This window comes from Pseudomonadota bacterium (assembly GCA_022361155.1).
In the GTDB taxonomy this organism is placed as follows: Bacteria; Myxococcota_A; Polyangia; order Polyangiales; family JAKSBK01; genus JAKSBK01.
In genome coordinates, this window is the sequence record JAKSBK010000360.1 from 1 (window position 1) to 14,042 (window position 14,042).

The 14,042-nt window shown below is 64.4% G+C and carries 13 protein-coding genes and 1 rRNA gene; 6 read left to right on the plus strand and 8 right to left on the minus strand.

Annotated elements, in window-relative coordinates; all coding sequences use genetic code 11:
* From MJD61_13840 to dtd, 3 genes are all read right to left on the minus strand, one after another.
* Positions 1–485, minus strand: a 16S ribosomal RNA gene (locus MJD61_13840); the annotation flags it as partial.
* Positions 486–878: 393 nt separating this feature from the next.
* Positions 879–1,919, minus strand: coding sequence for an arginine N-succinyltransferase (locus MJD61_13845; GenBank protein ID MCG8556353.1), 1,041 nt, complete (start codon positions 1,917–1,919; stop codon positions 879–881).
* A gap of 4 nt (positions 1,920–1,923) precedes the next feature.
* Positions 1,924–2,373 carry a D-aminoacyl-tRNA deacylase gene (gene dtd / locus MJD61_13850; GenBank protein ID MCG8556354.1) on the minus strand — a complete coding sequence of 150 codons (450 nt, stop codon included), beginning with the start codon at positions 2,371–2,373 and terminating at the stop codon, positions 1,924–1,926.
* A 195-nt stretch (positions 2,374–2,568) separates the two neighbouring features.
* On the opposite strand from dtd, the gene coaE reads away from it, so the two are divergent.
* From coaE to MJD61_13870, 4 genes are all read left to right on the plus strand, one after another.
* Entirely contained in the window at positions 2,569–3,195 is a 627-nt protein-coding gene (gene coaE / locus MJD61_13855; GenBank protein MCG8556355.1) for a dephospho-CoA kinase, read from the plus strand.
* Between the two features lie 30 nt (positions 3,196–3,225).
* Positions 3,226–4,347 (plus strand): SDR family oxidoreductase, encoded by a 1,122-nt coding sequence (locus tag MJD61_13860; GenBank protein MCG8556356.1) that lies wholly within the window; start codon positions 3,226–3,228, stop codon positions 4,345–4,347.
* 180 nt (positions 4,348–4,527) lie between these two features.
* Entirely contained in the window at positions 4,528–5,160 is a 633-nt protein-coding gene (locus MJD61_13865) for a YbhB/YbcL family Raf kinase inhibitor-like protein (protein ID MCG8556357.1), read from the plus strand.
* 660 nt (positions 5,161–5,820) lie between these two features.
* The gene (locus MJD61_13870) at positions 5,821–6,528 is read left to right on the plus strand and encodes a hypothetical protein (protein MCG8556358.1); all 708 of its coding nucleotides are present in this window, start codon (positions 5,821–5,823) and stop codon (positions 6,526–6,528) included.
* Between the two features lie 326 nt (positions 6,529–6,854).
* Here the strand turns inward: MJD61_13870 and MJD61_13875 are convergent, their stop codons facing one another.
* A complete protein-coding gene (locus MJD61_13875) occupies positions 6,855–7,568 on the minus strand; it encodes a GGDEF domain-containing protein (protein ID MCG8556359.1) in 714 nt (237 codons plus the stop codon).
* 516 nt (positions 7,569–8,084) lie between these two features.
* On the opposite strand from MJD61_13875, the gene MJD61_13880 reads away from it, so the two are divergent.
* Both MJD61_13880 and MJD61_13885 read left to right on the plus strand, forming a co-directional pair.
* Positions 8,085–8,735 carry a sensor histidine kinase gene (locus MJD61_13880; GenBank protein MCG8556360.1) on the plus strand — a complete coding sequence of 217 codons (651 nt, stop codon included), beginning with the start codon at positions 8,085–8,087 and terminating at the stop codon, positions 8,733–8,735.
* A 49-nt stretch (positions 8,736–8,784) separates the two neighbouring features.
* On the plus strand, positions 8,785–11,142 hold the full coding sequence (locus MJD61_13885) for a PAS domain S-box protein (GenBank protein ID MCG8556361.1): 2,358 nt from the start codon (positions 8,785–8,787) through the stop codon (positions 11,140–11,142).
* Positions 11,143–11,158: 16 nt separating this feature from the next.
* Here MJD61_13885 and MJD61_13890 read toward each other — a convergent pair whose 3' ends face one another.
* The 4 genes from MJD61_13890 to MJD61_13905 form a co-directional block, all read right to left on the minus strand.
* On the minus strand, positions 11,159–12,076 hold the full coding sequence (locus tag MJD61_13890) for a diguanylate cyclase (protein MCG8556362.1): 918 nt from the start codon (positions 12,074–12,076) through the stop codon (positions 11,159–11,161).
* Positions 12,077–12,289: 213 nt separating this feature from the next.
* Positions 12,290–12,625: a tetratricopeptide repeat protein gene (locus tag MJD61_13895; GenBank protein ID MCG8556363.1), complete on the minus strand. Its 336-nt coding sequence runs from the start codon at positions 12,623–12,625 to the stop codon at positions 12,290–12,292.
* Complete coding sequence (gene hpt / locus MJD61_13900; GenBank protein ID MCG8556364.1) at positions 12,618–13,154, minus strand: hypoxanthine phosphoribosyltransferase; 537 nt, start codon at positions 13,152–13,154, stop codon at positions 12,618–12,620. Before hpt ends, MJD61_13895 begins: the two co-directional genes overlap by 8 nt.
* Positions 13,155–13,166: 12 nt before the next feature.
* Positions 13,167–13,988, minus strand: a complete 822-nt coding sequence (locus MJD61_13905; GenBank protein ID MCG8556365.1) for a flagellar biosynthetic protein FliR — start codon at positions 13,986–13,988, stop codon at positions 13,167–13,169.
* Positions 13,989–14,042 lie beyond the last annotated feature (54 nt).

Consider the following 14,042-nt stretch of genomic DNA (forward strand, 5'->3'; position numbering starts at 1 on the left):
ACGTGGTATTAGCGCGTGCCGTTTTCTTCCCTCCCCACAGGGCTTTACAACCCGAAGGCCTTCATCACCCACGCGGCGTCGCTGGATCAGGCTTTCGCCCATTGTCCAATATTCCCCACTGCTGCCTCCCGTAGGAGTCTGGCCCGTGTTTCAGTGCCAGTGTGGCTGATCATCCGCTTAGACCAGCTACCCGTCTTCGCCATGGTAGGCCGTTACCCTACCATCAAGCTGATGGGCCGCAGGCTCCTCCTTGGGCGCTAGCTTTCGTGAAGAGGCCAGCTTTGACCCTTGCCAGCGGACTGGCCGTGGTCTCATACGGTATTAGCTTCCCTTTCGGGGAGTTATCCCCTGCCCGAGGGCGGATTACCTACGTGTTACGCACCCGTTCGCCACTCTACCGGGGCCGAAGCCCTTTCGCGTGCGACTTGCATGTGTTAAGCGCGCCGCTAACGTTCGCTCTGAGCCAGGATCAAACTCTCCAGTTGAAACTGCGAGCATTGATCCGGGCAACGGCTAAGTGCGCACGATCACTTGCTGTCTCCGATGCAAGCATGTACTGCCTTGCATCCGAGGATTCGCGCGCACCGCTGCTCGGTTTCTTCGGTCAGCTTGGTGCATGCCACGCGGGCACGTCCAAGCCTAGGACCCGATCAAATTCAAGGTGGGCTCGTTTCCGATTCAGTTTTCAAAGACCGATGCCAGAAACGGGGCAAAGAATCCAGAAGCGTAGCTAACCTGCATACCCTCGTCAAGCGGGGTCGCTCTGCACCTTTTTGCACCGTTTCCTGCTACGCAGGCATCGATCCAATGGCGGACCGCTACCAGCGCAGCCGGGGGGCGGAATGTACCGAGCCGGCACGATTCGTCAAGGCAAAAGGTTAAGGGAGAGGCATCGACCAGACGCTGGCACCGCGCTTGATGCCAAGCCGCTGCGCCTGCTGAGCACCAAGGCGCACGCTCTGCGTGCCGGGGACAATGCGGCCAGGCAGGGCGAGGAAGTAGGGGGGCTCCTCCCACCTGGCGCCCACTAGAGCGGGTACGCCGTCGGTCACGACGGCCTGCTCGGGCCGCTCGATCTGCACCCGCCTTGGATATGCCTCCCGTACGAGGGGAATGTCGTCGGTCGCCGCAACGAAGTGGGGACCTCCATCAAAAGGATCGACGCGATGCGCATAGCGAAAGCCCACTCGATGCAGCAGTCTTTCCACGGCCTTGGCCCCCTGGCCGACCTCACCGAGCACGGCCTGCGCCTTAGGTGAGAGCAAGGCCACGTAGATATCCCCCGCGGGGAAGAGCCCGCGGATGAATTCCTTGTTATCCCGGGAGAGGCGATCCGCCTCCCGATAGCTTAGGCCCGTGAAATGGTGCCCCACGGCTTGCCACAGATGACTCGTGCCGTCGGGTTCGAGCGGAGGCAGGAGCTCTGCCAGCACCCGATCTCGAAACAGCTCGCGGCGCATCGCCAGCCAAAGAAAGCGCACGCAGGCGATCATGGTGCCCAGCCGATGCGAGCTTCCACGCACATTGGGATGAACAACGAGCCCTCCTAGCTCCGTGGGACCATCATAGGAGAAACCGATGTTCAGCACTTTGTGCACGAAGTGGCGATCGAGAGTCGAGCTGTAGTGTTCGTCTTCACGCACATCGAAGTAGATGTACGGGGCATCGCGGCGGCCAAGCTGACCAAAGAGCGCGGAGGTGCCCACGACGCGACCGTCACGCGTATCCTGGAGGGCGAACACGTATTGGGCTCGCCGAGGATCGATCCGTCGAGCCTCGAAGGCGGTCTCCGAACGCTGCAGGATATGTTGCAGGGCCGTTGGGTCGTCCGGCAGGTTGACTGTGTTGAGAAACCCGGCGAGCTCGCCGAAGGCAGCCAGATCAGAAACCAGGGCGGCGCGTACCTGGTAGGGACTCATGACTTCAGAGCGCTCTTCGGCTGTCCACGAGTATCGTCACTGGTCCATCCCCCTCGGAGCGCACCTGCATAGCAGCACGGAAGCGGCCCGTCTCGACTCGCAACCCTCGACTTCGCAGCGCGTTGCACAGAGCCTTGTAGTGCCCCTCGGCCTGCTCTGGCGAGGCAGCCCGACTGAATGAGGGACGATGCCCCTTTTGGACATCGCCAAAGAGCGTGAACTGCGAGACGACCAGCAGCGCGCCGTGCACCTGCTCGACGGAACACGACATACGCCCTCGAGCGTCAGGAAACACCCTGAGCGAGGCAAGCTTGTTGGCTGTCCAGCGGATGTCGGCATCTGTGTCCTCCCGTGCGGCCGCCAAGTACACCAGCAAGCCCGTGTCGATGGCACCCACTTGCTCGCCCGCAACGAGCACCTCGGCTGCGCTGACGCGCTGGACAACGGCCCTCATACGCACCATGGAAATGGCCGGCCGCCGTGTTGTCAACGAGGATTTTCTTCGAGGACGAAAGCGCTTTGGCCAGACGTTTGGCGAGAGCGACTTCGCGGTGTTGTCAACGAGGATTTTCTTCGAGGACGAAAGCCCCGAGCGCATCACCCTGCACGACCGCAGCCGATCGAGCTATTCTTGGGCGGACCCTAAGCCATGGAAGCCGCCCAGCAGGTGCCTCTCGTCGGTCTGACTGGAGGGGTAGCGGCCGGCAAGACCACGGTTGCCGAGCTGCTGGCCAAACGGGGTGCGGCCGTGATAGACGCCGACGCCCTCGCGAGGGAAGTGGTAGCGCCCGGAAGCCAGGCGCTCCAGGAGATCGAGGACCGTTTCGGCTCGGGCATCATCAAGCTTGACGGATCGCTCGACCGGGCCGCCCTGGCCGCGCTCGTGTTCCACGACGAAACCTCGCGCGCCGCGTTGGAAGGCCTCATACATCCTCGAGTCGTGCGCCTTAGTCGGAGCAAGATCGCTGCGTGCGCGGCTGCCGGACCTCCCTACGTCCTGTATGAAGCCGCGCTACTGGTGGAAAAGAACCGTCATCATGACTTTGACGCCATGATCGTGGTAACGGCCGCGGAATCGGTGCGCATGGCACGCCTCGTGTCCAGGGGCCTATCGGTGCGAGAGGCGCGAGCGCGCATTGCCGCGCAGGCCCCCGCGCATGACAAGATCAGTATCGCCGACTACGTGATCTACAATGAGGGGCGCCTGCAACTGCTGCAGCCTCAGGCGCTGCAAGTGCACAAAGCGCTGCTCGACCGCTTCCGCCGCGGCCAATGAAGGATGGCATCACGCCCCAAACCAAGCCCCGTGAAACCACCAAAAAAGACGCTGCTAACAGGGTTTCCCGAGCACTTCACGGCTCGCCGGCTGTTGGCCGAGCTCCTCGGTGCCGACTCGGAGGAGTTGGTTTGCTGTCTGGTCCCCGAGGGTTCTTTGGAGCGCGCTCGGGCGCTCGCAGGGCAACTGGCCGACGAGCTGCGCGAGCGGGTGCAGATTCTGCCGGGTGACATCGCGGCCATGGACTTCGGGCTGTCCGGCCGGCACTACCTAGAGCTGGCCCGCCAGGTGCACCGAATCCATCACGCTGCGGCGGCAACGCACCCCGGAGTGCACCGACAGGTGGCCGAACGCATCAACGTCAACGGCACAGGCGAGGTGCTGGAGTTCGCCGAGGTGACCGGCAGACTCGAAAGGCTGGTGCTGTGGTCGAGCGCACTCGTGTCCGGAACACACCAGGGGCACATCCCCGAGTCCGAAATCGCGAGTCCGCCCTCGTTCCGCAACGTCACCGAGGAAACACGTTTTGTGGCCGAAACCATGGCACGCGATCTGATGGACCGCATCCCGACTACGATACTGCGTCCTTCCATCGTGGTGGGGGATTCCAAAACAGGCGAAATCGATCGCTTTGATGGCCCCTACCTGCTCGTGGTCTTGATGCTGAATTCGCCGCTCGACCTGCGCCTGCCCTTACCAGGACGCGGCGCGAATACCCTGCCCCTGGTACCCGTCGATTACGTGGTGGAGGCGGGTGTTCGCATCGTGTCGGACCCGAGATCGGTGGGTCGTACGTATCACTTGGTCGATCCGCGACCCCTGACGGCAAGACGCGTATTCGAAATCGTGGCGCGGGTCACCGGACACGACGGCCCAGTGGGGAACCTCCCGACCGGGATCGCCACGCGCCTGTTGCGCACACCGGGCCTGAACCGGGTTTCCCACGTGCCGCGCGCCTTCCTCGAGCAGCTCGCCACCGACGTGGTTTACGAATCCCGCAACGCCGAGGAGATTCTGCAAGGCACGGGCATCGCCTGCCCACCCTTTGAGCAGTATGCGCAGGTGCTCGTCGACTACGTGAGGTCAAGACAGGCCGAGCAGAACGCCGAAGCCAAGCAAGAAGTCGCACAGACACCAGAGGCCGCGAGCTGAGACAAGGCGTCGGCCGATGCGCTGGCTCCTCGAAACAGCGCTGCTATGGTGTCGTCGCCCCTCGTTGCCAGCGCGGCCGTACACTCGTCCTCCAGGCCACTAGACACTACGGGCTCATCTAGCGCTGATCGTCTAGTGTGACCCGACTGGGGCCCCGCGAACAGGGAAGCGGAGAACACGATGGAAATCTGGAGCGACAGCTTTGAGAACGGACAGCCGATTCCGGCCAGGTACGCCTTCGGCAAACCCCACCCCACCTCCCACGTGCAGTTGAGCGACAACGTCAACCCGCACATCGCCTGGTCGGATCTTCCGGTAGGCACGCGTTCCCTGGCGCTGCTGTGCGTGGACGTGGATGTGCCCAGCAAGCCCGACGCGGTCAACAAGGAGGGTATGACGGTCCCTGCGAAGCTAGCGCGCGTCGACTTCTATCACTGGATTCTCGTGGATCTCGCCCCAGAGGGCGGGCCCCTGCAGGAGGGCGAATTCTCGAGCGCCGTAACCGCCAAGGGCAAGCCCGGTCCCGAGGGCCCCCGAGGCACGCGCCAGGGCGTCAACAGCTATAGGGAGTGGTTCGAACGGGATCCTTCCATGACGGGCGACTACTTTGGCTACGATGGGCCCTGCCCACCTTGGAACGACGAACGGGTGCACCACTACGACTTCCGCCTCTACGCACTGGACGTGCCGCGCTGCCCCGCCGAAGGCAATCTGAGGGGGCCCGAGGTGCTCGTAGCCATCCAAGGTCATATCCTCGACAAGGCGTTGCTCGTGGGCAGCTACCAGATCTATCCCGAAGCCCGGGCGGTCTAGTGTCCTGTGCCTAGAGCGCCGACCGGTTCGAATCCCATGCAATCCTGCGCCTTTCGCTCCATCCCCGGCTTACCTCCTCGCTCCTCACTGCGGCGTAGCGTTGCTACGCCTCGTTCCGGGGCTGCGGGGGCGCTCGGGTCTGAAACGAAATGCTTGGATTCCACGACGTATTCAAACCGGTCGGCGCTTTGGAACGCTACAGAGTGAAGTTGTCGCCCCCAGATGGACAGGGAACTCGGTGCTTTGAGTCGGCGTTCTGAGAAGCACGGATCGCACTTGCGGGCCGTTGTACTGGTACTCGCGTCCGCGGTGGCTGCGCTGTTGTGTGCTCCCAGCCCGCGCGCACTCGCCCAAGCGGCGGGGGGCGCGCAAGCATTGACACCGCCCACACCTGCAGCGCCCACGCAGCCCCCGCCACCTGTTCAGGCTGCGCCTCCGATTCAGGCTGCGCCTCCGATTCAGCCAGTGCGATCGGGGTCGCCTGAGAAACCGTCCTCGTCTGCACCCGCAGGCCCAGCCCCAGCAATGCCGCCGCCAGCCGTAGCCATGCCGCCAGCGACCGAGGGAGCGCGCTGGCCTGTTTCGGTGCCGGCACCGCCGGCTTATGCCGCCTGTGTTCCTGCCTGTCGAACAGGTTACCGCTGCGACCAAGGCCAGTGCGTGCCGCGGTGCAATCCCCCCTGTCCAGGAGGCTACGGTTGCAGCCCGAGCGGCGAATGCATTCCTAACGCGCCCCTGGGGGGGGCACCCGGCAGCGGGTTCTATGGGGACGGTGGCTTCTTCGAGGACACGCAGGTAACGGACCTCGAGCCTCGCCGAGGACGGCACGCGCACGATGGCTTCATGCTACGGTTCACGCTCGGTTTTGGGCCGAGCGGGGCACGGACCGGCGCTGGTGCGGACCGGGCGAAACTGGGCGGGACTGCGGCTTACTTCAGCATCGATCTCGGCGGTGCCGTGAGCAACCACGTCGTGGTTCACGGCAGGCTATCGAGGTTCGGCATGAGCGATCCGAGCTTGACCGAAGGCGATAGGGATCTGGGGGAGATTTCCGGTTCGACGTTTAGCATGTCGATCCTGGGAATTGGCGTGACGTACTATTTCATGCCCATCAATCTGTACCTCACGGGCGCGCTCGGCATGTCGACCGCGCAGGCTGACGGCAGGCTTGAAATCAGTGGCGACCTCGGCAGCGGGCCAGGCGCCGAGTTCGACGTGGGCAAGGAGTGGTGGGTCGGCGACGAATGGGGCCTAGGCGTCGCCCTGCGCGCGTCGCTGCTGTCCGTGCCTCAGACCACGGCGCTCGGCAGCAGCAACGACTGGCTCGGCTGGGGCATGGGGCTGCTGTTCAGCGTCACCTACAACTGACGTGCCCCCTGCGGCTCGCCACCATCGCACGACCGCAATCCCGTCCTCCGACCCGACACGGATGTAGGGACCCGAATCCGGAACCCGAAACCCGATGTCCGCCTCCGCAATCGGCAATCGCAATCGGACTTCGGCCTTCGCATCGGATCGGATCGGATCGGAACTCGGCCTCCCTGTATTCGAAGGCGGCGCAACACCGCTGGACGGGATGGATCGAAATCGAAGTGGCGATGCTTTTTCGACCCGACGCCAAAGGCAATGGATGTGCACGCTACCGTGGCAGCTTCACAGCGTTCTCGGCTACGAGAGCCGACAGTGCAGCGAGGTCATGTCTGGTCAGTCGCCGCGGTCGCTGGTGCGCTCGGGAGACGGTCGCCGCGTCGTTTGTCTCGGTAGAGTTGAGCGTCGGCGCGTGCCAGCAGCTGTTCTGGGCGCAGCTCGCGAGGCCAGGCAGTAGCCGCGCCGCAACTCGCAGCGAGCGGATGTCCTGCGATCCTGACCTGCTTGATCAGTCGGCGCACGCGCTGCTGCACGGCGGCCGCGGCTGCTTCGTCGGCGTCCGGTAGCAGGACTGCAAACTCGTCTCCACCGAGCCGCGCAACCAGGTCGCTGCGGCGGGCCGCGGCCACGCAGCAGCCCGCCAGGCGCTGGATCGCTTGGTCCCCGGTGGCGTGACCGCTTCGGTCGTTGATGCGTTTAAGGCCGTCGAGATCCAGCATGATGACACTGATGGGCGCTCCGGTACGCGTGGCCCGCGCCAGTTCCCTCTCCAGGGCCGCGTTTAGCGCCCGGCGATTGGCTACGCTGGTGAGCTCGTCCTGCTGGGCGAGCGCCCGCAGGCTATGCACCTCACGTGCTAACTCATGGACCTCCGCGAGCAGCACGCCGACCTGGTCGCCTGGCGCGACGCCTGGAAGAGCCCAGGCCTGCATGTAGGCGCGCGTTGCTTCGCGGGGACTCGTGGCGCGCACAAGGGCGCTCAGCGCCTGTACCAGCGGATCGACCGCAGGCCCCTGGCAGGCCGGCACCGAGCGTTCCACGGCCGATCCTTGCGCGGACCCGCGGGCAGCTTGGACCTCGATTCCGTGGGGCAGCGGCCGTACGCCAGAGGCCATTCCTTCATCACGTTGTCGGGATCGACGGACCGGATTGTCGATGGGGTCGAACATGGCACTCCTTCAAAGCTGGCCGAAGTTACCGTTGTCACCACCGCGGCGACCCGACCCGGTTCCTCGCCACTACCGTCCGAAAGCAGCTCGCCGCCGGTCATCAAGCAAGTAAGCAACTAGCATGCCAGGGCGTGGAGTGCTCCCATCTCTGCACTCCGATTGCCCGCCGGTCGACGCCGAGCAGGCGGCAGCGAATATCCTGCAGCCGAAACCTCTCGGCGACAACGCGTAGGACTGCGCAGTAGGCACGAACTTTTTCGCCCTTCCGACGTGCGCACGCGATCGCCAGCGCGGCTCGTGCGGGACCCCCCGAGCTGGCATCGGGCTTGCTCGACTCGCTTGGGTAGGCCGCCGGTAGCGCGCCCGGCTGGGCAGTCCAACCGTCGCGTGGCAAGCTCGCTGCCGGTGACCGAGCGAGTGGCCGAGCGAATGACCGACGAGCGAGCGCAGACCGACGCTGGAGCGGCACGGATCCGAGAGGTCTACCACCGCGCTGCCAATCACTTCCAGACGGTGTTGAGCTTGCTTGACCTGCAAGCGAGTCGACCCGCGCAACCCGGTGTGGCGCAGGCGTTGAAGCGGGCGCGTCAGCGCGTGCATGCGCTGGCGCTCCTGTATGCCCAACTGCAGACCTCGGGCGGCAGCGATGACGTCGACATGGCTGCCTACTTGCGGTCGCTGGTCGAGCATGCGCTGGCAGCCAGCGACGTCGAGTGCACGCTGCGGGCGCACTGCACGCTGGACGTGGACCGCGCGGCCACCTGCGGCATGATAGCGTCGGAGCTGCTGTCCAACTGCGTCCAGCACGCGCTGCCAGCGACGCACAAGGGCAGCGTGACCCTTGTCTTCGAGAGGCTTGGTGAGATGTTTCATTTTTTCGTGCGTGACCAGGGACCCGGGCTGCCGCAGTCAGCCGGCTCGTTGCCGGAAGGCTTCGGCTTGCTCCTGGTCCAGTCGCTGTGCGATCAACTGAAGGCCAGGCTTGACACCGATAACTCGCCGGCCGGGCTCACCGTAGCGATCGAGTTTCGTGCCTAGCAAGCCCGAGACTGGAACAGTTCCTGCTAGCTGCGCGGGCCGAGGCACGATGAAAACGACCAGCACTCCGTGGGGGCAGCCGGGGCAAGACTCCAGCCGTTCGGGCACTCGCGCCGCCCCGACGGGCATGGCAGTCGGCTCGGAGCAAGGACTGCAAGCAGCCACCAGAAGCCCTGGCGAGATCGAAAGCTTGTATCGCGTGCTCGTCGAGCACACGAGCGAGTACGCCATTTTCATGCTCGATACCACGGGCCACGTGGTGACGTGGAATCGTGGCGCCGAGCGCATCAAGGGCTACTCGGCCACCGAGATCATCGGCCGGCACTTCTCCGATTTCTATCCCGAACCTCAACGCAGCGTGGCCCACGAGGAACTCGGCATTGCGCTGCAGGAGGGACGCTTCGAGGAGGAGGGCTGGCGGCTGCGCAAAGATGGAAGGCTGTTTTGGGCCAGCGTCACGATCACTCCAGTCCGGGATACCTCGGGTCGGTTGCTCGGCTTTGCGAAGCTGACTCGGGATCTGACGGAGCGGCTGCGCGAGCTGGAGCAGCTGCGCGAGTACAACCTACTTGTGCAAAGCGTACGCGACTACGCGATGTACACGCTCGACCTCTCGGGCAGGGTCAAGACTTGGAACGCAGGCGCCGAGCGCATCAAGGGCTACCCGGCCGACGAGATCGTCGGGCAGCGCTTCTCCCGCTTCTACCCCGAGGCGGATCGACACAAGGCGGATACCGAACTCGCGACCGCCGCCAAGCAGGGACGTTTCGAGGATGAGGGCTGGCGAGTGCGCAAGGACGGCACCCAGTTTTGGGCCAATGTCATCATTACCGCGCTTCGCAACAAGGACGGCGAGCTTCAAGGCTACGCGAAAGTGACCCGCGACGTTACAGAACGCCGTGCGGTCGAACATCGTATTCGAGCGATTCTGAGGCATGCGACCGATGGGATCATCACGTTCGACGCCGAAGGCAAGATCGAGTCCTTCAACCCCGCCGCCCAGCGCATGTTTGGCTATCAGGACGAAAGCGAGGCCTTAGGCGGAAACATCAATGCGCTGATTCCGCAGATCTTCGCGGGCAAGGAATGTCCCACCGACCGCGAGCTGGTCGGGCTACGCAAAAACGGCGAGACCTTTCCCGTCTACTTGGGCATAGGGCGGATGGAGACGGGCCCGGAAGCAGGGGGCGAAGAGAGCAAGGGCCTTTGGTACACAGCCGTGCTGCACGATCTATCTGCGCGCAAGCGTCTGGAAGAAGAGTTGCGCCAATCGCAGAAGATGGAAGCGGTGGGAACGCTTGCGAGCGGCGTCGCGCACGATTTCAACAACCTGCTCATGGGCATGATCGGGTGCGTTGATATGGCACTCGGCAAGCTCGAGGCCGAAAGCTCCTGCCGCACCCATCTGGTAGAGCTGCGAGACGCCGCCCTCAGCGGTTCTGCGATCGCCAAACAGCTGATGAACTTCGCAAAGCCGCAGGAACAACGCTTGGTGGCAGCCGACGTGAACGCAGCGATCCGGGACATGGAGCCCATGCTTCGCCGCCTACTGCGTGAGGACGCCGAGCTCGCTTTGGAGCTTGAGGCATCAGACAGCAATGTGCGTTGCCAAGCTGGACAAATCGAGCAGATCATTATGAACCTCGCTCTCAATGCACGCCAGGCCATGGGTCATGGCGGCGTCCTGACCGTCCAGACACGAGCACTCGAAGTCAACGCCGGGCAGCAGTCTGCGCTTCCAGGCGGCCCCTACCTCGAGATTCGAGTGGCCGACACAGGCTGCGGTATGGACGCCGCCACGCGCGCGCGTGCGTTCGATCCCTTCTTCACTACCAAAAAGGATGAAGGCACCGGGCTAGGCCTTTCTACGGTTTACGCCATCGTACGCCAGAACGACGGCCACATCGCGCTGCGAAGCGAGCCGGGCGCAGGCACACAGGTTTTGATTCGACTGCCCTTGATGGAACGCGCTGCGGCCGAGTCGTCACGTCCAAGCACGACGTCGGACCGGTACGCGGCGGGCACGACCGTGCTGCTCGTCGAGGACCAGGTGTTGGTGCGTAGAGCGGTCGAGAACTACCTGGCCAAGAATCGGTTTCGGGTGCTGACGGCTGCCAGCGGCGCCGAAGCGCTGACCCTGTTCGCGGCTCACCGCGAGCAAGTCTCGTTGCTGCTGACGGACGTGGTCCTGCCGGGTCCTCTCGCAGGCCACGATCTAGCGGCCGAGCTGCGCAGGCACGAACCCGCGCTCGCGGTCATGTACATGTCGGCGCATTCAGCCGACACCCTGGCACGCGAAGGCCGCTTGGCGCCGGGCTCGGTGACGCTCATGAAACCGTTTTCCGAGGACCAACTGATACGCAAGGTGCATCAGGCGCTCGATCTAGGAGGCGCTCGCAGCAACTGATCGTTGGGGCAGCGTCTCAGGCAAGCTCGACCCGGTTGCGACCGGCGTTCTTTGCCCTGTACAGCGCGGCATCGGCTTGTGCGACCAGCGTCTCCGGACCAGGCACGGCGTGGTCGGGCGCCATGCATGACACCCCGATGCTGACCGTCACCGACAGGCGTGTGCCCGCCCACGCGATAGACAGCTTCTCGATGCTCCTCCGAAGCCGCTCGGCCAGCACTGCGACGCCTTCGCGATCGATGCCTCGGGCGACCACGAGGAACTCTTCCCCACCGTAGCGCGCGAGCATGTCCTCGGTGCGGACCGTCTGCTGCAACATGGTCGCGAGGCTCCTGAGGACCGCATCGCCTGCCTGGTGACCCTCGGTGTCGTTGATGCGTTTGAAATGGTCGATATCGATGACCATGACCGCGAGCGGCGACCCGTGCCGCACGGCAAAGGCGAATTCCCCCCGCAGCCGCTGGTCGAGGCTGCGCCGGTTCTGCACTCCGGTCAGTGGATCGCGCAGGGTCGATTCGTAGACCTGCTTGGCTGCGTTTTGTTCGAGCGCGTCTTGTAGATCGAAACGCAGCACCGTCGCCCCTCCGACTTGGATTCGGTCGCCATCGTTCAGCGTTCGCCGCTGCGAGATGCGCTCGCCGTTCAGGTAGGTGCCGTTGGTGCTCCCGGTGTCCTCCACGAAGAAGCAACCACGCTCGTCGATGACACACGCGTGACGCCGCGACAGCCCTTCATCGGTAATCCGAATTTCCGCATCGGGGCTGCGCCCGATGATCGTACGGGCTTTATCGAGGGTATAGACGGCTCCGGGGTTCGCCCCCGTCAGCAGCGTGAGCGTCCCGAGCTCCTTGCGACCCGTCAGGCGCGCGCGGGTCCCCTGGTCCAACCGGATGACCTGAGTAGTGTCGTTCGAGATGCGCTTGGGCCTGGACACGCTGAGAGGTTGCGAGCGAAACCGAGCCACTCGCTCTGCAATGAGTGTACGGCCTTTGGCCTGGGGAGGTGAAGTCCTAACTCGTGCCGGCGGCTGCGGGCACGCAAAGGGCAAGCGGCGGTCCACCCCGCACGCCCCGACGCCGGCAGTGCGTCGCGCCTTGCCAGCGACGCCCGTTCCTGTGCGATCTGCACAGGTTATGGCGTGGCGGTCCTAATCCTGGTCCGAATCGAGCGCGGCCAACGCAGCCTCGAGCTCTGCAACCGTGTGGGTGTCGTCCGCGGCACTTGCGACGCTCAGGCCCTGCTCGAGCCATTTGCGCGCCTCGCCAGGACGCCCCAGGCTTTGGGCCACCTGCCCGCCCATAAGGAAGGTGGGCACGTAGTCCGGGTATCTGTTCGCCACGTCAGCGAGGGCCGTCACGGCATCGTCCAACCGGCCCTGCGAGCGCAGCTCCAAGGCGCGCCCATACCATACGAAGGGGTCGTCGGAACCGGAAGCGATGAGCCGCTCGAGCATGGCCAATCGCTTGCTTCCGCGCTCATTCACTTTCGGTCTCTGGTGCGAAAACGCCCACATAGGGCAGATTGCGGAACTCGCCGGCGCAGTCCATGCCATAGCCAACGACGAACACGTCTTCGATCGCGAAGCCGAGGTAGTCGATCGTCACGCTTACGCGCTCTCGGCTTCGTTTGTGCAACAGGGCTGCGACACGCACGCTGCGGGGTCCTCGGGTCTTCAGGTTGCGTAGCAGGTAGTCCATCGTGAGGCCGGTGTCCACAATATCCTCCACTACCAGCACATCCTTACCCTGAATCGACTCGGTCAAATCGCGTGTGATCTGCACCACGCCCGTCGTTTCGGTGGCGTTGCCGTAGCTGCGCAAGCCCAGGAAATCGACCGCCACCGGAACGCTCAGCCAACGCACCAGGTCTGCCGCAAACACGAAGCTCCCCGTCAGCACGGGCACTACCGTGAGCCGACGCTCGCGGTAATCATCACTCACGTGTGTCCCGAGCTCGCGTACACGTTTCGCCAACGTGTCCGCGTCCAGCAGCACCCTCGGTGGTTTCCTCATGGCAGCCTCATGCTAGTCCCCGGTCAAGCCGCCGAGCAGCTTTGTGGCGACACGGATGCCATCGTCGATGACCTCCGAGAACGCGTCGAACGTCAGTGTGATGCCCAAGAGGGCCACCGCAAGCCCAGCCCCTGCTCGCAGCGGCAGCAAGACAAAGTGTGCGGCGAAGCCCTCTACCGCTCGACTCAAGATGGCCGCACAAACGTCCACCCCTAGCAGGGCAACAGCCACCGGGGCAGCCAGGCGGGTGGCGAAGGCCAAGGCTGCGCCAACGAGCTTGGTCAGATCGAGTGCCACGCTGTCAAGCGACAAGGTCGACTGGGTCGCTCCCAGCGGCAGCGCGCCGAACGAGTCGGCGAATGCACCCAGGGCCATGAGATGGCCCGCCAACAGCACGAACAAGGCGGCGCCCGCGCTTCGATAGAGCTGCTCGAGCGGGCTCGCAAGTGTCTGCTCCGTGCTTGCGGAACAATCGGACAAGAGGGCGCCGCGCCAGAGGTCGATGAGACGGCCCGCCCAACCCAGGGCCAGCAGCGGAAGCGAGCTGGCGAGCGCGAAGAGGATGCCCACCAAGACCTCACGGGTCCCAAGCAGGGACAGCAGCAGGGCGCTCGATGGAATCTCCTTGGCAGAGGCGAGCGCCGAAGGCAGCAACGCCGCGCACAAGACGAGGGCCGCACTGGCCCGGATCCACGAGGGTACGGCCGGCAGCAGCCAGGGACAAAGAACAGTCAGCGGCGCGGTGCGGGCCAACACGAGCACAGTCGCCGAAGCCACCTCGGTCCAGCTGCTCGCGCCCAACTCCGTCAGCAACAGATCAAGCTCGGCCTCCATCACGCTTGTCCCCGCTCGGCGCCGTCAGGCGGCCCCTCCGCAAAGCTACATCGA